At 67.7% G+C, this 18,486-nt stretch carries 15 protein-coding genes; 8 read left to right on the top strand and 7 right to left on the bottom strand.

The features are described 5' to 3' along the window. Positions 1-216: 216 nt before the first annotated feature. Complete coding sequence (locus Pla108_RS11205) at positions 217-1,602, top strand: beta-ketoacyl-[acyl-carrier-protein] synthase family protein (protein ID WP_146445012.1); 1,386 nt, start codon at positions 217-219, stop codon at positions 1,600-1,602. Positions 1,603-1,907: 305 nt separating this feature from the next. On the opposite strand, the gene Pla108_RS11200 is transcribed toward Pla108_RS11205, so the two are convergent. Together Pla108_RS11200 and Pla108_RS11195 are read right to left on the bottom strand one after the other, a co-directional pair. Next, positions 1,908-2,495 (bottom strand): GAF domain-containing protein, encoded by a 588-nt coding sequence (locus Pla108_RS11200; protein ID WP_146445011.1) that lies wholly within the window; start codon positions 2,493-2,495, stop codon positions 1,908-1,910. A 452-nt stretch (positions 2,496-2,947) separates the two neighbouring features. Continuing rightward, a complete protein-coding gene (locus Pla108_RS11195; protein WP_146445010.1) occupies positions 2,948-3,601 on the bottom strand; it encodes a hypothetical protein in 654 nt (217 codons plus the stop codon). A 302-nt stretch (positions 3,602-3,903) separates the two neighbouring features. Between Pla108_RS11195 and Pla108_RS11190 the strand changes: the two genes are divergently transcribed. The 3 genes from Pla108_RS11190 (at position 3,904) to Pla108_RS11180 (ending at position 6,053) form a co-directional block, all read left to right on the top strand. Beyond that, positions 3,904-4,680 (top strand): FkbM family methyltransferase, encoded by a 777-nt coding sequence (locus Pla108_RS11190; RefSeq protein WP_146445009.1) that lies wholly within the window; start codon positions 3,904-3,906, stop codon positions 4,678-4,680. A 232-nt stretch (positions 4,681-4,912) separates the two neighbouring features. Continuing rightward, positions 4,913-5,269 (top strand): baeRF12 domain-containing protein, encoded by a 357-nt coding sequence (locus tag Pla108_RS11185; protein WP_197526481.1) that lies wholly within the window; start codon positions 4,913-4,915, stop codon positions 5,267-5,269. Positions 5,270-5,528: 259 nt separating this feature from the next. After that, positions 5,529-6,053, top strand: a complete 525-nt coding sequence (locus Pla108_RS11180) for a hypothetical protein (protein WP_146445008.1) — start codon at positions 5,529-5,531, stop codon at positions 6,051-6,053. Between the two features lie 269 nt (positions 6,054-6,322). On the opposite strand, the gene Pla108_RS11175 is transcribed toward Pla108_RS11180, so the two are convergent. The 4 genes from Pla108_RS11175 to Pla108_RS11160 are packed head-to-tail and all read right to left on the bottom strand — an operon-like array spanning position 6,323 to position 10,882. Next, positions 6,323-7,666 carry a metal ABC transporter permease gene (locus tag Pla108_RS11175; protein WP_146445007.1) on the bottom strand — a complete coding sequence of 448 codons (1,344 nt, stop codon included), beginning with the start codon at positions 7,664-7,666 and terminating at the stop codon, positions 6,323-6,325. Continuing rightward, positions 7,663-9,042 (bottom strand): metal ABC transporter permease, encoded by a 1,380-nt coding sequence (locus Pla108_RS11170; protein WP_231934422.1) that lies wholly within the window; start codon positions 9,040-9,042, stop codon positions 7,663-7,665. Before Pla108_RS11170 ends, Pla108_RS11175 begins: the two co-directional genes overlap by 4 nt. Continuing rightward, positions 9,039-9,848, bottom strand: coding sequence for a metal ABC transporter ATP-binding protein (locus Pla108_RS11165; RefSeq protein WP_146445006.1), 810 nt, complete (start codon positions 9,846-9,848; stop codon positions 9,039-9,041). The genes Pla108_RS11170 and Pla108_RS11165 overlap by 4 nt, the downstream gene beginning before the upstream one ends. After that, a complete protein-coding gene (locus Pla108_RS11160; protein ID WP_146445005.1) occupies positions 9,845-10,882 on the bottom strand; it encodes a metal ABC transporter solute-binding protein, Zn/Mn family in 1,038 nt (345 codons plus the stop codon). The genes Pla108_RS11165 and Pla108_RS11160 overlap by 4 nt, the downstream gene beginning before the upstream one ends. 146 nt (positions 10,883-11,028) lie before the next feature. On the opposite strand from Pla108_RS11160, the gene mntR reads away from it, so the two are divergent. The 3 genes from mntR to Pla108_RS11145 all read left to right on the top strand — a co-directional run bounded on the left by mntR (position 11,029) and on the right by Pla108_RS11145 (position 14,428). Then, the gene (mntR, locus tag Pla108_RS11155; protein WP_146445004.1) at positions 11,029-11,481 is read left to right on the top strand and encodes a manganese-binding transcriptional regulator MntR; all 453 of its coding nucleotides are present in this window, start codon (positions 11,029-11,031) and stop codon (positions 11,479-11,481) included. 207 nt (positions 11,482-11,688) lie between these two features. Beyond that, positions 11,689-13,392 (top strand): lamin tail domain-containing protein, encoded by a 1,704-nt coding sequence (locus tag Pla108_RS11150; RefSeq protein ID WP_146445003.1) that lies wholly within the window; start codon positions 11,689-11,691, stop codon positions 13,390-13,392. Positions 13,393-13,408: 16 nt separating this feature from the next. After that, entirely contained in the window at positions 13,409-14,428 is a 1,020-nt protein-coding gene (locus Pla108_RS11145; RefSeq protein WP_146445002.1) for a class I SAM-dependent methyltransferase, read from the top strand. Between the two features lie 66 nt (positions 14,429-14,494). Here the strand turns inward: Pla108_RS11145 and Pla108_RS11140 are convergent, their stop codons facing one another. Then, the gene (locus Pla108_RS11140; protein ID WP_146445001.1) at positions 14,495-16,636 is read right to left on the bottom strand and encodes a sigma 54-interacting transcriptional regulator; all 2,142 of its coding nucleotides are present in this window, start codon (positions 16,634-16,636) and stop codon (positions 14,495-14,497) included. A gap of 418 nt (positions 16,637-17,054) precedes the next feature. Between Pla108_RS11140 and Pla108_RS11135 the strand changes: the two genes are divergently transcribed. Further along, entirely contained in the window at positions 17,055-18,365 is a 1,311-nt protein-coding gene (locus Pla108_RS11135; RefSeq protein ID WP_197526480.1) for a DUF1598 domain-containing protein, read from the top strand. Positions 18,366-18,486 lie beyond the last annotated feature (121 nt).

The following is an 18,486-nucleotide window of genomic DNA, read 5'->3' as shown; positions in this document are numbered from 1 at the left end:
GATGGGGGATGCATGGAGATTAGGGGGATCGCAAGCGGCCGGGGATGTCCAACAGGCCGCTGAATCTTGACGGCGCGGCACGCCCTACCCCTATCCAATTTTTGCAAAGTCGGGCAGCCATTTCCGGACAGGTTGCCGCTACGAAAGTCCATCCCCCGATCCCCAACCCTCCCCCCATCTCCCTTCCTGACCTTTGGAGGGTAAACTGGCGAGACTATGAGCAGTCCCCAATCCGCGGCCGAGCGCCGCGTCGTCATTACAGGCGTCGGCCTCGTTTCGCCCCTCGGCTTGTCGCCGGCCGAGTTCGCTGGCGCGCTCGCCGCGGGCCGCAGTGGCGTCAGCCGTCGCGACGGCTCCGACGCCGCCCCGCAATTCGCCGGGTTCGCAGGCGCCTTCACCGGCGCCATTGGCGACTTCGGCGACCTCGAGGGGGACGCCAAGAAGGCGATCCGCAAGGGCCTCAAGCTTATGTGCCGCGAGACCCAGATGGCGGTCGCCGCGGCCCAGCATGCCCTCACCGACGCCCTTACCGACGGCGACACAGGGCAGGGGGGCGTCGACCCCGAGCGCTGCGGCGTCGTGCTCGGCAGCGACTACATGCTGACCCTCCCCGACGACTACGCCGACGCGATCGCGAAGTGCTGCGGCGAAGGGGGCGTCGACAACGGCGCCTTCCAATACGAGCGCTGGGGCGACGACGGCCTCGACCAGATGCAGCCGCTCTGGATGCTCAAGTACCTCCCCAACATGCCGGCGAGCCACATCGCCATTTACAACGACCTCCGCGGCCCGAACAACTCGCTCACCATGCGCGAGGCGAGCGGCCTGATGGCCCTCGGCGAGGCGTTCCGCATCATCGCCCGCGGCGACGCCGACCGGATGATCGCCGGCGCCACCGGCACGCGCGTCTTGCCGATGCAGGCGATCCACGCCCTCCAAGAGGTCGAGACCCCGCTCGTCGGCCAACAAGCCGACGGCGCCGACCCGGCGACCCTCTCCAAGCCGTTCGACCGCGCGCGGCGGGGGATGGTCTGCGGCGAGGGCGCCGGCATGGTCGTCCTCGAGTCGCTCGCGTCGGCCGAAGCCCGTGGCGCCCGCATCTATGGCGAGGTGGTCGGCTTCGGCTCGAGCGTCGTCACCGAGCGCCCGACCGCCGGCAAGCCGCTGCAGGGCCGTAATGAGATCGCCATCGCCAACGCGCTCCGCGGCGCCATGAGCGACGCGGGCGTCGAGCCGAGCGAACTCGGCCACGTCAACGCCGACGGCGTCGGCGCCCCGGCCCCCGACCACGCCGAAGCGGTCGCGATCCGCGCCGCCCTCGGCGACGCGGCCGACACGGTCCCGGTGGTCGCCCTCAAAAGCTACTTCGGCTCGCTCGGCGCCGGCAGCGGCGTGGTGGAACTGATCGGCAGCCTGCTCGCCCTCGACGAGTCCGGCCCCCTCGCCGGCAAGCTCCCCGCGACGCTCAACCACACCGAGACCGACCCGGAGTGCCCGATCCAAGTCGCCGCCCAACCGGGGACGCCGGCGGGCGACGTGTTTGTGTCGGTGAACACAACCCCGCAGGGCCAAGCCGCGGCGGTGTGCGTGCGCCGCGGGTGATGGTTGCGGAAAGAGTGGGGGCGATTGGCCCCGGCCACTACAACCACACAAGGAATCGCGTCAGCCCCACTAGGCGGCTACTTGGAGGTACGACCCTGCGTGCCAGAGTAGCCGCTAAACCCCCGCGACCTAAGAATTCGCGCAACCTCGTCCACCACCTGCTTCCGAACCGGCACGACTTCCATGTTGCCACGGACCGCCGTTGCGGCGGCAGCAGACGCACCCGCTCCGTTCGACGGCTTGCTTGGCTTTGCCATGATGAGACACCTCGGAAGAAATATGACGATTTTGCCTGTAAATTGAGACTATCGTACGTCCAGAAAGTTCGCGACAGGTATAGCTGCGCTTTCTACGATTTTGCGTACCGGACCGTTCTTTTTGCCGAAGAAATCAGGGACTTTGCTGTCAAGAAAAATGACGGCAACCACCTCTCCGGGGGATCCCACTGGCATCGCAGCCCAGGACCTCCGATCCTGTCGCATCTGCGACGCCTGCTGTCTGTCGAAACGGTGGGCTCGGACCAAATAGTCGGTCACGGTCATGCCGGCGGGCAGCCGATCGTAGACCGCGGCGCCGGTCTGAAAAGCGTTACCGACGACCCCCTGAAACACCGGCATAGTGCGCCGGGCGCCCTTTCCATCGGCATCCCCCCGAGACGCGTAATCGGTTAGTTGCCTGACACTGGTCAGGACGCCTGAACGGTCCCGGTTCTCTGGCACGAAAATGGCCACGCGAAGATCACCTTTGGTGGCTTCCTCATTACGTCCATGCAAGGCCTCCAACAGCATTTCGAGAACGCCATCAAGCGGTTCATGATCACGCGAAGCGGTTCTCTTCCACCATCCACCAAGGAGTGTCGCAATTTGCGCAAACAAAGCCCATAGAGCGACCAACACTACTCCGCTGCCAGCCGCCCATCCGAATTTGTCTGCGACCTTAGTAGCGGTCCATGCACCCCCGATAGCCGTTCCCATCAGGCTGGGAGCCTGTATGAAGAGCCCCCACATCGTCTGAAGACTTACGCGCCTCACCGGGCGCTCAACACGCTTTAAAGCCGGTCGCTGTTGAATTTCATAAGGCATCGGCCGCAGGATAGTTACAGCAAGCGAATAAATCGATCCCTTCGGCTACAACAATTTCAGCGTCAGCGATATCCCCTCGACTCCGCAACCAATCCCTCTCCACAATCACCGACGAGCCAGGAGCAAAGCCCAAATCCGTGCGGGGAGGTAAGCTACGGCTAGCGCGATTGTATGTCGCAGGGCCACGCAAGACTCGACGCCCCGGCAGTTGGGGACGCAACCTAGTAAAGCCCCAGCGACTCACCAAGCCGAAGTCCACTCTCCTAACGCCGCGTATTCTCTTCGATATCCATAAGGACCTTGAAGAACTCTGCTAACGCCCTCTGGAAGACATAGCCGAGAACGCCCACGCCGAAGGTCACCACGATCGCACACGTCGGCGCCAACCCCACTCGCAGCATCGTCGCCGGATCGTGAGGCAGTCCCTGCAGGAGGGTCAGCAGCACGGAAATTTCGCCAACTACCAGCAGGGCCGCAACGATCGCGAAGAGCACTGCCGAGAACGAGAGGAACGTGCAGTAGGCCCGCAGGTTGAGGTAGCGTTTTGCGATTGCCGGAGTCGGGTCGGCGGGCGGCGGAGCCATCCGCGGCGGAAGCGGCGGCGGGGGGAGTGGTGGGACCTCCGTCGGTACCGGCTCATCGCGCTGGCGTCGTCGCTCGTCCGCCAGCGCGGAGAACGCCGCCCCGTCGAAGTCGGGCGCCTTCTTCTTCTGCGACTGCTCGACCGCTTTGGCGAGCGTGCGCGGCGGCTTCTCTGGCGGCTTGTCCCTCTTCGGGGGCGCCGTCTCGGGCGGTTGCGTTGGCGGCGTGGGAACCGTCAGCATCTCGCCACACTCGCACTTCGCTTGTTTGCCGGCGGCGGCGTCGGGCAGCTCGTAGACACGGCTGCAGTTGTCGCACTTGAACGGGATCGGCATCGGGACTTTCTCAGGGGGGCCCGCGGGTCGCTCTCCATGGTACTCAGCGAAACGGAGCGACCGGCGACCCGTCCGACGTTCGCCTCGGAGTCGAACCCCGCCCCGACCAGCCGGCGCTGTCCCTCACGCCCCTTTTTGTGGTACATCTCCGATAGCGACACGCCGAATGACGCACGACGCGTCGACTGTTGAGAGACGCCGACAGGCTTTGGTTACCGATCCGCCCCGCTCCGCCCGTAAAGCCGTCAAGTTCGGCGCGGCGGCCGGGTCGACGCCCCGACTTCAATCGAGCGGTCTTTGCCATGAGCGACGTCCACGAGTTCGACAACGGCGTGCGGGTCTACGACCACCACCTCCTCGACACGCAACGCGAGCGGTACCAGAAACGGAACGTCCACGAGGAAGACGAGGAGGACGCTTTCCTGGCGATCATCCACGGGCTTCCCCACAACGCCTGCTACGTCAACGTCGGCGCCGCGATCGGTTACTACCCGTTGCTGGCCCGCCGCCTGCGGAGCGACCTCCGCATCCATTGCTTCGAGCCGCTGCCACGGCATCGGCAGTTCTTCCGGGAGAACATCGCCCTCAACGGGTTCAGCGAAGCCGACTTTGCGATTTATGAAACGGCCGTATCGACCGCGCCGGGCCGGGTCGTCTTGCGGGACGAGTCCTACGGCAGCGCCGTGGCGCCGGGATCGCCTACGCTCGGGCGTCGCGCTAAAGACTTCGTCAAGCGTTTGATCGGCAAGGGCGACGCCACGCCGACGCTGACCGTCAAGTCGATCGGTCTCGACGAGATCGGTCAGGCGATCGGCGGGGGCGACATCGACTTCCTTCAAATGGACATCCAAGGCCACGAGGAGCCGGTGTTGAACGCCTACTTCGCCAAGAACAGAACGGCGTCGGGGGCGATCAAGTCGATCATGGTCGGGACGCACGGCGCGGCCATCCACGACGCCTGCCGAGATATGTTCCACCGTCACGGCTTCCAACTGCGAATCGACGAACCGCACACCGAGAACCAACCGGACGGCATTCTCTACGGCGGCGTCAATCAACCGGCCAACGCGACGACGTGAACCCGGCGACCGAAGCGACGCCACAATTGGCGCCAGCCCCTCGTCAGCCGTCGGCGCTAGCCGCGGGTAGCGCCACGTTGGATAGCAATCTCTCGTAGAAAGGCGACCGCCCCGCGATTTTGCTCCACGCTCGGCATCCAGCCTAGCGGCATGCGCTTTGCAGCCAACTCTACTGAGCCGGCGGAACGTCCGCCGCGCAACGCGTCTTCAATCGCTAGAGAGCCCTTCCTATATGTCCGAGCCCATCCAAGTCACCGACGGAACCTATCTCGTCGCCGCTGATGGGAGCCACGCCAAGTGCTACGAGGTGTGGGTCCGCGATCAGCTGGTTGCGCTGCGGGCCCTCGCGGTCATGGAGCCCAAGGACCTACTCTCGCAGGGGCCGTCGGGCAGCCGGCCCCCCGAGCAGACCGATAGCCAGACCGACGAAGCGACCTTTGCGAAGCAGCTGGGGAACGCCCTCAACGCGATGGCGACGGCCGGCGATTTCGACCAGCTCGTCGTCTGCGCCGACTCCCCGACCCTCGGTCAGCTCCGCGAGGTGATGTCGGCCGAGACCAAACGCCGGGGTTGTCGCCGAACTCGATAAGCGGGTCGTTGACGAGTCAGCCGACCAACTCGCGAGCCGCCTCACGACGTGAAGCACAGGCAGGAACGGATAAATCATCTCGATCCGAGACCTGTACACCGTGAGCCGGTTGTTCCGACTGCATGGCTATATTGCCCGAATTGTCCGGTAATTAGCTCGAAGTGAGGGCAGGAAGAGATTCCGCTTGCGGTAACTCGGCCATGGGTTAGTTTCCGGGGACAGCGTTTTCTGATCTTCGTTCTCTCATCCCGAGTCAAGCATGCGATTCGTTCTCTCAGCGGCATTGGTAGGCGCCGTGGCCGTGGCGGCGTCGATGCAGGGGGCGGAAGCCCAGCAGAGCGCCCCGATGCAGCAGGGCGCCCCGATGCGGCAACAGATGCAGATCCCTGCGGGTCAGCAGCCGGTCGCCAACATGGCGTCGCACTACTCGCAGCGGCTCAAGGCGAAGTTCGTCCTACAACAGATGCAGATCCCCAACTTCACGTTCTGGGGCGCCCGGATCGTGGGGATGGATCCCGACTCGCCGCTGCACCAGATCGGCCTCCAGCTTGGCGACGTCGTGACGCGGCTCGACGGCACCCGCATCAACACCGGCAAGTGGTGGGACGGCAACAACCAGGTCTGGGTGCTCCCCCAGATGGAGCGGCACTACGGCCGCACCGAGATCCGCATTATCCGTAGCGGCACCACCGTGGTCCGCAACGAGTTCGCCGACCTCGGCTCGCAATGGCAGATCCCGCCCTCCTTCCCCGGCGGCGGTGGCGGCGGCATTATCGTGCCGTGATCGGTTCCATCGGCGCGTTGTAACGATGAGTTCACGACAGACCGCCGCGACCCCCGGGTCGCGGCGGTCTGTTTCGTTGCGGTGGGCTCTCTTGTTGCGATGGGCTTGTTACGGCGCGCCATCGTTGGGCAGAGCAAGCCAATTTGGCCACTTGCGCGAACCCGAATTGTTGGAAGGACCTAGCGACCCGGTAGGGGCTCGGCGCCAACAAACTAGAAAATGCTGACCAAATTGGCCGGCTAAACCGGATTGCCCAGCTGAAGAAGGTTCTAAGCGTCGTCGGGTTCGGCGGGGATCGCCTGGCCGTGCGGGTCGGTCTCGGTGAGCGAGGTCTCTTGGTCGAGCTGGTCACGCATCGCCCGGTCGGTGACATGCTCGAACCGCTCGGCCTGGAGGTGGATGCGGTCGGCGGCGAGGCCGGCTCGCTCGACCAAGTAGTGTTCCCAGAGGCGGTGCGAGCGGACAAGCTCGCGCGCTTGGCCGGCGCCCTTGGCAGTGAGACGGACCCCTTCGAGGTCGCGATAGACGAGCCCCCGCCGGTAGAGCTCCCACAGCACCAGCCGCAGCGGTAACCGCCCGCAGTGCAGCCGTGCGCGGAGCTGGCCGGCTGGCAGCGAGATCGACGACGCGGCGACGGTCTGCTCGTCGGCTCGGAAGAGGACGCCCAGCACGTCCTCGCCGAGGATCCGCAGCGACAGCCGAAGGCGGCGCCACGCTTTCGGGACCACCCCCTGATGCGGCGCAAAAAACAGGGCGAGCGTAAAGAACAGCCCGACCGAGACCGCCATCATGCCCGCTGTCGTCGTGCTCCGCAGTCCGAACCACGCCGGCACGGCGACGGCCGAGAGGTGCCCCAGGGCGGCCGCGGCGGCGGCGATCGCCGCGCCGAGCCAGACCATCGTGCTGAGCCGATCGGTGAGCAGCCGCGCCGTTGCGGGGGGCGTCACGAACATCGCCACGACGAGGATGTTGCCGACGCTCTCGAAGCTCGCCACCGCGGTGACCGCAACCAGCGTCATCAGCGAGTAGTGCATCCAGCCGGCGCGGAAGCCCGACGTGGTCGCCAGACCGGGGTCGAAGGCGGTGATCTTCAGCTCTTTGAAGAAGAGCGTCACGTACAGCAGGTTGACGAGAACCACCGCCGCTAAGACAACGACGACACGCGGGATCGGCCGGCCCAGCACTTCCCAGGTGTCGAGCGGCGTGAGTTCGATGGCGCCGTAGAGGACGCAGCCGGGGTCGAGGTCGACATGGTCGGCAGCCTGGACGATCATCACCAGTCCGATGGCGAAGAGCGACGTGAACACCACGCCGAGCGACGCCCCCTCATCGACTTCGCCGTAGCGGTGGACCCACTCGGTGAGGAACGCCGTCGCGAGGCCGACGGCGACGGCGCCGACGAACATCGGCAGGCTCGAGCGCTGGCCGGTGAGGAAGAACGCGGCCGCCAAGCCGGGCAGGACGGCGTGGCTGATGGCGTCGCCGAGCAGGCTCATCCGCCGCAGCACCAAGAAGTTGCCCAAGAGGGCCGACGCGACGGCGCAAAGCACGCCGGCGGCGACGATCCAGCCGTCGAGCGCCCAGCTCCAGGCAAGCGGCAGGGGGGCGTTCATGAGGAGGCCTCCCCGAGCGCGCCGGGCTCGATCACATGCGGGCTCGCCGGCGGGACCAAGATCGCGGCCTCGTCGAGCAGGCTCTCGAGGTGGCGGATCGTCTCGGGGTCGAGCACGTGCTCGATCGCGTCGGCGCCCCGGTCAACGCGCGCCGGGGCGACCTCCGCGTGGGTGATCAGGTACATCTCCCACAGCCGGTGCTGGCGGGTGAGCCGTTCGGCTTCGACCGCGCCGCGGGCGGTGAGGCGGATCGCGCCCTGGGAGTCGCGCCGGACCAGCTCGCGCCGTTCGGCGCGGTGGACCACGCGTCGCAACTCGGCCGGTGTCCAGCTCCGCAGGGCCATCAGCCGGGCGATCGACGCCCCGTCGGCGTCGGCCTGCTCCGCCCGCTGCTGCTCGAGCGTCTCGTAGACGCTCCGTAGCAGGTGGTCCATCGCGACGCCCCGCAGAAACGCTTGGCGGCGGAACCAGCGGAGCACGACGCCCCGCTTCGAGCCGAAGAGCGCGCTGAGGAGGAAGGCGGTCGCGGCGGTCAGCACGATGGTCGCGCCGGAGGGGAGCTTCGGGTACGTCGCGCTGAGCGTCGCGCCGACGAAGGCGCTGGCGCCCCCGAGGATGGCGGCGATCCGGGTCATCGTCCGCAGGTCCTCGGTCCAGAATCGGGCCGCCGCGGGCGGGATCACCAACAACGCGATCATCAAGATCAGGCCGACCGCCTGCAGGCCGACGATCGTGGTGATGACGACCATCGCCATCAGCACCGTGTCGAGCCAGCCGACGCTGTAGCCCCGCGACGCGGCGAACCCGGGGTCGAAGCAGAGCAGCGACAGTTCCTTGAACAGCGCGAGGCTCGCCGCCACACAGACCGCCGCGACTCCGGCGATCAACCAAGCGTCGCGCGACAGCATCGCCGCGGTCTTGCCGTAGATGAACGACTCGAGCCCGGCGGCGTGGCCGGTGGGCATCTGTTGCACGATCCCCAGCAGCGCGACGCCGGCGCCGAAGAAGACGCTGAGCACGATCCCGAGCGCCGCGTCCTCGCTGAGCCGCGTGTAACGACGGATGAGCAGAATGGCGCCGACCCCCATCACGCCGCTGACCGCCCCGCCGGCCAGCAGCAGCGGCAGCGACTTGCCGTCGCCCCACAGCGCCGAGCCGACCAGAAACGCCGTGGCGATGCCCGGCAGGGTCGCGTGGCTGAGGGCGTCGCCGATGAGCGCCCGCTTGCGGAGCAGCGTGAAACTGCCGACGACGCCCGCGCCCATGCCGAGCAGCGTCGCGCCGAGCACGACGACGCGCGTGTTGTAGTCCCGGAGCAGTAGCACGTCGGCCCAGCCGAACAGGGACCCCACAGCGATCGCGACGGCCGCGTTCACAGGGCGCGCTCCCGGCGGCGCATCGCCTCGGTCGCCTCGTCGAGCAGCGTCAGCCTGCCGCCGTACGTCTTCTGCAGATTTTCGGGGGTGAAGACCTCTTCGACCGGGCCGTGGGCGACGACCCGCATATTCAGCAGCAGGACGCTGTCGAAGTAGTCGGGAACCGTCTGTAGGTCGTGATGGACGACGAGCGCCGTCTTGCCCTGGGCCCGCATGTCGCGGAGCAGTTCGACGATCGCCGCCTCGGTGGCGGCGTCAACGGCGGCGAACGGCTCGTCCATAAAGTAGAGGTCGGCGTCCTGCACCAACGCGCGGGCCAGGAACGTCCGCTGTTGTTGGCCGCCGGAGAGCTGACTGATCTGCCGCTTTGCGAGGTCGGCCATCCCGACCCGCTCGAGGGCGGCCATCGCCCGCTCGCGGTGCTCGGCCCGGACCCGACGGAGCCAGCCGATCTGGCGGTAGAGCCCCATCGTCACCACGTCGAGCGCGTCGATCGGGAAATCCCAGTCGACGCTCTCACGCTGCGGCACGTAGCCGACGCGGCCGCGGTTCTCTCGGTAAGGCTTGCCAAAGACGCGGACCCGGCCCGACGCCTTGGGGGTGAGCCCGAGGATCGCCCGCAGCAGGGTGCTCTTGCCGGCGCCGTTGGGGCCGACGACGCCGATCAGCTGCCCCGGCGCCGCGTCGAAGCCGACGTCCCAGATCACCGGCTTGCGGTGGTAGGCGACCGTCAGGTCGTGGACCGAGAGGGGGACCTTCGGGTCGTCCCCGTTGAGGTTGGCGGCGTGTCGGGCTTGGGCGTTCATTCGGCGCACCCAGTCAGTGTCCCTGTGAAGCCGCACGCGTCGGCCTCGCCGCCGAGGGCGCGGACGACGGTCGTCACGTTGTGGTCGATCATGCCGACGTAGGTTCCCTCGGTCGTGCCGCCGGGGCCCATGGCGTCGGAGAAGAGCTCGCCACCGATCCGGACCGCATGGCCGCGCGAGGCGGCGCCGTCGACCAGCGCCTGGATGTTCTTGGGCGAGACGCTGCTCTCCACAAACACCGCGGCGACGTTGCGTTCGGTCAGCAACGCCACGAGCTCGTTGACACGCTGCAGCCCCGCCTCCGACTCGGTCGAAAGGCCTTGGACGCCGAGCACCTCGAGCCCGTAGGCGCGGCCGAAGTAGTTGAACGCGTCGTGCGAGGTGACCAGGACCCGGGCCGACGCGGGGATCGTGGCGATCGCCGTGCGGGCGTAGGCGTCCAGTTCCCTAAGCTTGGCTTGGTAGGCTGTCGCGTTCTTCGTGAAGGCCTCGGATTGATCGGGTAGTTGCTCGGCTAGGGCGATGCGGATGACTTCGATCCCGCCGGCCCAAGTGGCGACGTCCATCCAGACGTGCGGGTCGGGGTGTCCCTCCGCGCCATCGGGCGTGAGGAGCTTCGACTCGTCGATCAACTCGGTAACGGCGTAGACCGGCCGCGAACGGCCCACCTTCACGAAGGTGTCCGCCATCTTCCCCTCGAGCAACAGGCCCGAATAGAAGACGACATCGGCGTCGAGAATCGTCTGGACGTCGTCGCGCGTCGCCTTGTAGAGGTGCGGGTCGACGCCGGCGCCCATCATCTGCGTCACCTCGACGGCGTCGCCGGCCACGTTGCGGACGAGGTCGGCGACCATCCCGGTGGTGGCGACGACCCGCAGCTTTCTCGCGGCCCCGTAGCCAGGAGGCCCGTCGCCTTGAGGCCCGTCGCCCGGAGCGATGTCGCCGCTGCAGCCGGCTAAGAAGAAAGTCAACGCCGCCAACGCCAGCGTGGCCGGCAGGGACGCGGCTGTTAGAATTCGTGCATTCGTAGTCATCACCGTGTATCCTAGGCTAAAAGTCCTCTGGCCGGAAGCGGACGGCGGTCCGAAAGCTGGCGTCTTCCGCAGCGTTTGCCCATGCTGGAAGTGGGGCGGGGAAGACCCGCCCCGACACCCCTAGGTTAGAACCCCGAGAAGAGTTCGTGCCCTCGTCCGCCACGCCTCGCGCCGCTGCTCAGCAGGCCTCCAAGCCGTTCCGCCGGACTCGTAGCGACCACGCCAACGAGACGGCCGAGGACTACGTCGAGGCGATCGCCGAAACGATCACCAAGAACGGCTCGTGCCGCAACGCCGACCTGGCGCGGCTGTTCGCTGTCAGCCATGTGACCGTCAACAAGACGATCGGCCGGCTCCAGAAAGAAGGCCTGGTCGAGACCGAGCCTTACGGCCCCGTCGCCCTGACGGCCGCGGGCGAGAAGCTCGCCGCCGAGGCGCGGCGTCGGCACGAGATCGTGCTCGAGTTCCTCCTCACGCTCGGCATCAGCAAGAGCGTCGCCGAGGTCGATTCCGAAGGGATCGAACACCACGTGAGCGACGAGACCCTGCGAGCCTTCCGCCGACACATCGACTCGCAGACCGATCGTCCCGTTAGGTGAGAAAAGGGGGACGAGTCTCACGCCAAGGCGCTAAGGGGGTCGTGTTCATTTCCTTTGCGGCTTCGCGCCTTGGCGTGAGGCTTTTTTACTTTTGGGTCGGTGACAGACCCTTGTCGCAGGGCTGTCCGCGAAACGGCTGGAAGCTGCTGCGCCGGTGATTAGCATCCGACTCGTTGGTCGATTTTTCGTCCCGAGTCGGAGCCCACGATGTCTCGCGATTATGTCTCCGCATTGGCTGTGATGCTGGCCTTGCCGGCGCTCTCCGCTGCGCAGCTGCAGGTGACCGAGGTGCTCTACGACCCGGCCGCGGACGAGAGCCGCTGGGAGTGGATCGAAGTCCGCAACACCGGCGCCGTGGCGATCGACCTGGATGGCTACGTCATCGACCGCGTCGGCGACCTCGAACGGGTGACCGTGCTGCCGAACATCACCCGCAGCCCGCTGCTGGGGGGCGAGGTCGTCGCCAACGCGACGGTGATTCCCGCCGGCGGGATCGCGGTGCTCTATAACGGACAGGGGCTCGGCTACAACCCGGCGCGGTTCCGCGCCGCCTGGCCGCAGACCACGCCGGGGGCGACCTTGATCGGCGTCGAGGGATGGTCTTCGAACCAGCTCACCAATAGTCCGAAGCCGTCGGAGTACGCGCCGTCGCTGCCGGCGATGACGGTCGGCCTGTGGGCCAATGAGGCGTCGTACCGGCTCGATGTGGCGGACTTCGGTTCACCCGGCGCGCCCAACCGGCGGGTGCACCGCACCGACCACTCGGCGGCCGCCTTCGGCTACGACGATGACGCGCCATGGCGCGACGCGTTGGGACGCTCGGCGATCCACTACATCAGCGGGCCGGTCTTCGAGCCTTCCAGCTGGGGCCGCAGCAATGCCCCGTACGGCGGCGCGAGCGAGAGCATCAAGACGTACGTCCCCGAGCCGGTCAACGCGCCCGACTACGGCAGCCCCGGCATAGTCGCGCCGGGGACGCCCATAGCGGCGGGGCTGTTGGTGACCGAAGTGATGTACAACTCGGCGGCGTCGACGGGCGCCTCGAACGAGTGGGAGTGGATCGAGGTCTACAACACGGGCCCGGCCATCGACTTCGCCGCTTCGCGCCACTGGCTCGACGATGACGATGGCGTCTCGCTTGCGGAGCCCAACCTCACCGCGGGCAAAATCGGCTCGGGGGGCGTCGGCGTGTTGTTCAACGAGTCGGCCGTCTCGCTCGCCGACCTCCGCACGGCGTGGGATCGGCCCGGCGCGGCGCCCATCAACTGGATCGCCGTCGAAGAGTGGCCGGCGCTCGCTAACGGCGGCGACCTCATTGGGCTATGGAACAACGCCATCGACTACGCCACCGATCAAGCGGTCGAGGCGGGATCGATCGCGCGGGCCGTCGCCGGCGTCGCCTATGACGACTCGGCGCCGTGGCCGAGCGGCGTCGATGGCGACGCCATCCGGCTAGCGAACCTCGGCAGCGACCCGGCCGACCCCGCCGCCTGGGCCCGCGCCCGCGGCGCGTACGCCGATCCTAACGCCTACGGCTCGGCCGAGGTCTTCGCCCCGGGGGGCGTCATCGACAACGCGGGCGGCGACCAAGCGAGCCCCGGTTATCACTGGCCCGACTACTATCCGCCGCTGCCGGGCGACTACAACAACGACGGCGCCGTTGACGCGGCGGACTACACCGTGTGGCGCGACGGCCTGCCGCTTCCGACCGAGACCGCCAGCGCCGGCGTCACGGACGAGGCGGACTATGTCGTCTGGCAGTCGAACTACAGCGGAGCGGGGCAGGGGAGGGCGGTGTCGGTCCCCGAGCCGGCCGCCGCGCTGCTCGTCCCGATGGTCGGGGTCGCCTGCCGCGGACACCGCCGCGGGTTAGACTCTGAGTTCGCCGGACGCCCCCGAGACTCACGCTAGCCCGCTTGTTGAACCGATGCCGCATCCGGCCGAAGAACGGGTCCTCGAAATAGCGGCCGATTTCGCCGGCGACCGCATCCTCGGCGTGACGATCGCCCGAGCCGCCGCCTTGGCGGAGTTAGCGACGGCGCGACCGAGCGCCCGAGTCGTCGGCTGGCTGCGTGATCAATACCGAGCGTCGTTGGTGAGCGACGGCCCCGACAACCTACAGATCGTCTGCGCCGCCGATCCGCCCGACGATCAGATTGATTTGGCGGTCTTGCCCTCTTCGATGCGAGGCGAGGCGGAGCTGACGCGCGAGACGCTGCAAGAGGCGCTGCACCGCCTGCGAATCGGGGGTGTGCTCGTCGCCGCGTCCGACAACCCGCGCGACGCGTGGCTACGCCAGCAGATGGACGCGTTGCTGCCAGGCGTGCGTCTGCACCGCTTTGCGGACGCCGTGGTCTACTCCGCGACGAAGAAGCAGCCGCTCCGCAAGCGGCGGGACTTCTCGTGCGAGTTCCCTTACCGCGACGGCGACCGGCTGCTCAAAGCGGTGACCCGACCGGGGGTTTTTGCCCATCGACGGGTCGATCCGGGCGCCCGCCAGTTGCTAGCCGCCGCGGTGGTCGGCGCCGGCGAACGGGTCCTCGAGATCGGCTGCGGCGCCGGCACGGTCGCCCTCGCCCTGGCGGCGCGCGAGCCGACGGCCCACGTCCACGCCGTCGACAGCGACGCCCGCGCCGTAGAGTGCACCGAGCGCGGCGTCGCGCTCAATGGGCTCGCGAACGTGACGGTCGAGCTCAACGCCTTCGGCGACTACCGCGACGCGGGGGTGTACGATCTCGCCGTGACGAATCCGCCGTACTACGCCGACAATCAGATCGCGGCCCGGATGCTCGACGCCGCCCACGAGAGCCTGCGTCCGGGCGGCCAGTTGTTGGCGGTGACCAAAACGCCCGCCTGGTACGAGACGCAACTAGCGACGATCGCCTGGCGCGGCGTCCGCTTCACGGAGAGTAAGCGGTACTGGATCGTGGCGGCGACGCGTCCTTAGTACTGCGAAGCGTAGCGAGCCGGGAAGCGTCAGCTCCCGGAGAAATCACCAACCCGCCCGCCCACCTTACCCGCCCGACGCCGCCGGCTTCGTACGCTTCAGCTCATAGCGGCGGATCTTACGGTCGAGGGTCGAGCGCTCGATGCCGAGGATGTTGGCCGAGCGACTCTTGTTCCAACCGGTGCTTTTGAGGGTCGCCAAGATGTGGCGGCGTTCGACTTCTTCGAGCGGGATCGGCTCGTAGGCGCCCGCCTTGCCTTGGGGCATCTCCGCCTCGGTGTCGCCGCTGGTCTTGAGGGTCGAGAGGACGAGGTCATCGACGTCAATGATGTCGCCGCGCGTCAGGACGACGGCGCGTTCGACGACGTTCTTCATCTCACGGACATTGCCGGGCCAGCGGTAGCTGAGCATCGCCTCCATGGCGCGCGTCGTGTAGCCCGTCAGCCGGCGGCCGGTCTCGGTGTTGTAGCGCTCGAGGAAAAACTCGGCGAGCACCGGGATGTCCTCGGTCCGTTTGCGGAGCGGCGGGACGACGATTTCGAGCACGTGCAGGCGGAAGTAGAGGTCGCGGCGGAACGCGCCCTCGGCGACCTGTTGCTCGAGGTCGCGGTTGGTGGCGGCGATGACGCGGACGTCGACCGTGATCGCCTTGTTGCCGCCGACGCGCTCGAAGGGGTGCCCCTCCAGCACGCGGAGGAACTTCGCTTGGATCGAGGGGCTCATCTCACCGATCTCGTCGAGCATCAGCGTGCCGCCGTGGGCGGCTTCGAACTTGCCGACCTTGCGATCGGTGGCGCCGGTGAACGCGCCCTTCTCGTGGCCGAAGAGCTCGCTCTCAAGCAACGACTCGCTGAGGGCCGCGCAGTTGAGGCAGACGAACGGCCCCTTCCGCCGGGGGCTGCTGAAGTGCACGGCCCGGGCGACGAGCTCTTTGCCGACGCCGCTCTCGCCCCGGATGAGGACGGTCGCCCGGCTCGGGGCGGCGCGGGCGATCTCTTGGGTGACGCGCTCGAGCGCCTCGCTGCGGCCGACGATCTCGCTTTCCACGCCGAGCCGCTCGCGCAGCTGCGTGTTCTCGTACTTGATCTTGTCAAGATTCTCGGCGAGGGCGTCTCGCCGCGCCAGGTTTTGCAGCGCCACCGCGACGGTGTCGGCGACGGCGATCGTGAACTCGAGGTCGTCGGGGTCGAGCATCTGACCCGCGTCGGTCGAGTAGAGATGGACCAGCCCGAGCAGGGCCGACTCGTGACGGATCGGCGCACAGAGGACGCTGGTGGCCAGGATGTCGCCGCTCGAATCGCGCGCCCCCAGCTGGCTGTCGTCCATGATGTTGCGGGCGAGCACGCCCTGGCCCTCACGGAGCACCGTGTTCGCCAGGAAGTCCGAGACGCGGTGGTAGCGGTGCGCCGAGTTGCTGCGCGCCGAGAACTGCCGCAAGTCGGCCGCGACGGGGGTCCCGTTTTTGAGGGCCTCGAGCAGGAGGATGGCGCCGGAGTCGGCCTGGGTGCCGGCGAGCAATCCCTCGAGCGCGCGCTTCGCCAGCGACTCGACGTCGGGTTCTTTCGCCAACTCAAAAGCGAGCCGGCAGAGCATGGTCGCCGCCCGGCCCACCTTGGGGGTCGAGCCGGCCGGCTCGAGCGTTGGGTCGCTCGCCCCGGGGTCGAAATCGGGCTCGAGGTAGCGGCTCTGTTGACGCCGGTGGGTGATGTGGGTCGGCTCGTTGGGGAGCGGCTCGAAGACGCTTTCAGAATCGTCGTCGAGAACGTCTCCCGCGCGGGCCGCTTCCTCGATCTCGGCGGCGATCTGCCCGAGGCCGTTGGCGCCCAGGTCGGTCGAGCCCCCCATCGCCTGCGAGGCGCGGAGCACGCTCTTCGAATCGGGGAACGCCTCGGAGAGATTATCGACAAACGCGAGGCACGCGCTGCCGACGCGGACGATGTCGCCCGGCTCGAGCGTGTGGTCCGCCGCGACGCGGGCGCCGTTGACGGTCGTGCCGTTGCGGCTCTCGAGGTCGCGGAGGACCCACCGCCCGCCGGAGGGGAAAACCTCGGCGTGGCAGCGGCTACAGCGCTCGTCCTTCACGACGACGCGGTTGGTCGGCGCCCGGCCGATCGTGACGGTCTCGCCCGGCAGCAGGCGGAAGACGTCGGTCCACTTCGCCCCCTCGCGGATCACCAGGTAGTCGGTGGTTTCGCTTTCAGAGGTCATGGCGTGCTGCGGCGTGCAGCAGAATTGAACAGTGGATCGCTTGAATACTAAGAGTAATTCGCCGCCCCCTCCCGGGGCAAGGTTGTCGATCTGCCGAAGGTTAGGTGACTAAAGGGTTTACGGCTGGTCCGGCGGAAGTGGATGGCGAAATCGCCCCGAACGCCGCGGGCCTAGGTCCGGTTCTGCGCATTGGCGCCCGAAATGCCGGCCCGATCGGACGAAACCGTTTGATACGGAACGACTTACCAACTATTCTCAAACCGCGTAGCGGTCGTGTCTGGCCGCAGGACCACAGAGGCTGCCTTGCCGCCCCCGCCGTTTGCGGCGCGGGGCGATGACCCGCGGAGTAGAGACCACGATGCGACTTCGGTTTGCTGATCGCCTAGCCGTTTTGACGGCGACATTCGCCGTGCTCGCCATGTCCGCTTGGACAGCCCCCCACGCCGAGGCGGGTGGCTTGATCCGCGCGCCGGCCGTTGGTGGCGTCTACATCGACGCCGAGGGGGTGGTGAACGCCCCCCCCGCCGATGGCGCCGAGGCGCTGCGCAACACCTGGCAGCAGGGGCTCGACGAGACGCCCGCCGCCATGGAGCCGCTGGTCGATCTGCGGTTCGTCTCGCTCCGCAAGCTCGACGCTGCGATCGCCGCCGCGAAGTCAGCCGGTGAGCCGATTCCCGACGAAGTGCGCTACCTGGCCGGTTTGTTGCGGGTGAAGCACGTGCTGGTTTACCCGCCCGCCGACGGCCGCCCCGGCGACATCGTGCTGGCCGGTCCCGCCGAGGGCTGGAAGGTCGACTCGCTTGGCAACACGGTCGGTGTCACCACCAACCGTCCGGTGCTGATGCTCGATGACTTGGTGGTCGCCCTCCGCGCCGCCGAGACGACCAACGGCCCCGGGGTGAGCTGCTCGATCGACCCAACGTCCGAAGGACTCGCCCGCGCCCAGAAGGTGAGCCGGACGCTGACCGCCCAAGACGGCCCGATGACCGCCGCCCGCCGCCTCGAGCAGGCCTTTGGTCGGCAGTTGGTGACGGTGACAGGCGTCCCGGCGTCGAGCCACTTCGCTCGCTCGCTGGTGGCGGCCGACTTCCGGATGAAGCGCCTCGCGATGGGCTTCGAGCCGGCGCCGGTCGATGGCCTGCCGAGCTACCTCGAAACGCTCAACACCCGCGCCGTGAAGGCGAACCTGCTGCCGCGTTGGTGGCTCGCCGCCGACTACGAGCCGCTCGCCCGCGACGCCGAAGGCCTCGCCTGGGAGATCCGCGGCCAGGGCGTGAAGTGCCAGGCCGAGGAGGACTTCGTCAACGACGCCGGCGAAGTGAAGCGGGGCGCCGGCCGCAACGAGACCGACGCCGCCAAGTGGGCCGCGACCATGACCGAGCGGTTCGACGAGCTCGCCAGCCACGACTCGGCCTTCGGTCACGTCCGCAACGCGTTCGACCTGTCGGTCGCCGCGGCGGTGATCGCGATGCACGAGCTGTGGGAAGTTGCCGATCTCGAGACGCCGCAGCTGTCGGCCGAGTTCTCGCCCGAGGGCTACAACGTGCCGAAGTACGTCGCCACGCAGGCGACCTTCCTGAAGCGGGGCGGCAAGTGGGTCGTCACCGCATCGGGCGGCGTGCAGGTCTTCCCGTGGCAGATCGCCGACGAGCAGGAAGAGGTCGCCTCGCTCGCCGACCTGCGGACGAAGAACGCCGCCGAGAAGGCCGACGCCTGGTGGTGGCAGTAAGCAGACGCTGGCGAGCGTCGTTTTGGCGCTACCGGCGGCTAGCGCCGTGCCGCTCACGCGCCACGATGTGGCGAACGCTGTGAGCGGTCGGGCGCTAGCCCCCGGTGCTCAACCGATCCGC

This window comes from Botrimarina colliarenosi (genome assembly GCF_007859955.1).
Lineage (GTDB): Bacteria > Planctomycetota > Planctomycetia > Pirellulales > Lacipirellulaceae > Botrimarina > Botrimarina colliarenosi.
The sequence above is the reverse complement of the archived record's forward strand: the minus strand, read 5'-3'. Positions and strand labels throughout refer to the sequence as shown.

Coding starts and splice junctions, on each gene's coding strand:
- Pla108_RS11205 (WP_146445012.1), top strand. CDS start 217: ATGAGCAGTCCCCAATCCGCGGCCGAGCGCCGCGTCGTCATTACAGGC.
- Pla108_RS11195 (WP_146445010.1), bottom strand. CDS start 3,601: ATGCCGATCCCGTTCAAGTGCGACAACTGCAGCCGTGTCTACGAGCTG.
- Pla108_RS11190 (WP_146445009.1), top strand. CDS start 3,904: ATGAGCGACGTCCACGAGTTCGACAACGGCGTGCGGGTCTACGACCAC.
- Pla108_RS11185 (WP_197526481.1), top strand. CDS start 4,913: ATGTCCGAGCCCATCCAAGTCACCGACGGAACCTATCTCGTCGCCGCT.
- Pla108_RS11180 (WP_146445008.1), top strand. CDS start 5,529: ATGCGATTCGTTCTCTCAGCGGCATTGGTAGGCGCCGTGGCCGTGGCG.
- Pla108_RS11175 (WP_146445007.1), bottom strand. CDS start 7,666: ATGAACGCCCCCCTGCCGCTTGCCTGGAGCTGGGCGCTCGACGGCTGG.
- Pla108_RS11165 (WP_146445006.1), bottom strand. CDS start 9,848: ATGAACGCCCAAGCCCGACACGCCGCCAACCTCAACGGGGACGACCCG.
- Pla108_RS11160 (WP_146445005.1), bottom strand. CDS start 10,882: ATGACTACGAATGCACGAATTCTAACAGCCGCGTCCCTGCCGGCCACG.
- Pla108_RS11150 (WP_146445003.1), top strand. CDS start 11,689: ATGTCTCGCGATTATGTCTCCGCATTGGCTGTGATGCTGGCCTTGCCG.
- Pla108_RS11145 (WP_146445002.1), top strand. CDS start 13,409: ATGCCGCATCCGGCCGAAGAACGGGTCCTCGAAATAGCGGCCGATTTC.
- Pla108_RS11140 (WP_146445001.1), bottom strand. CDS start 16,636: ATGACCTCTGAAAGCGAAACCACCGACTACCTGGTGATCCGCGAGGGG.
- Pla108_RS11135 (WP_197526480.1), top strand. CDS start 17,055: ATGTCCGCTTGGACAGCCCCCCACGCCGAGGCGGGTGGCTTGATCCGC.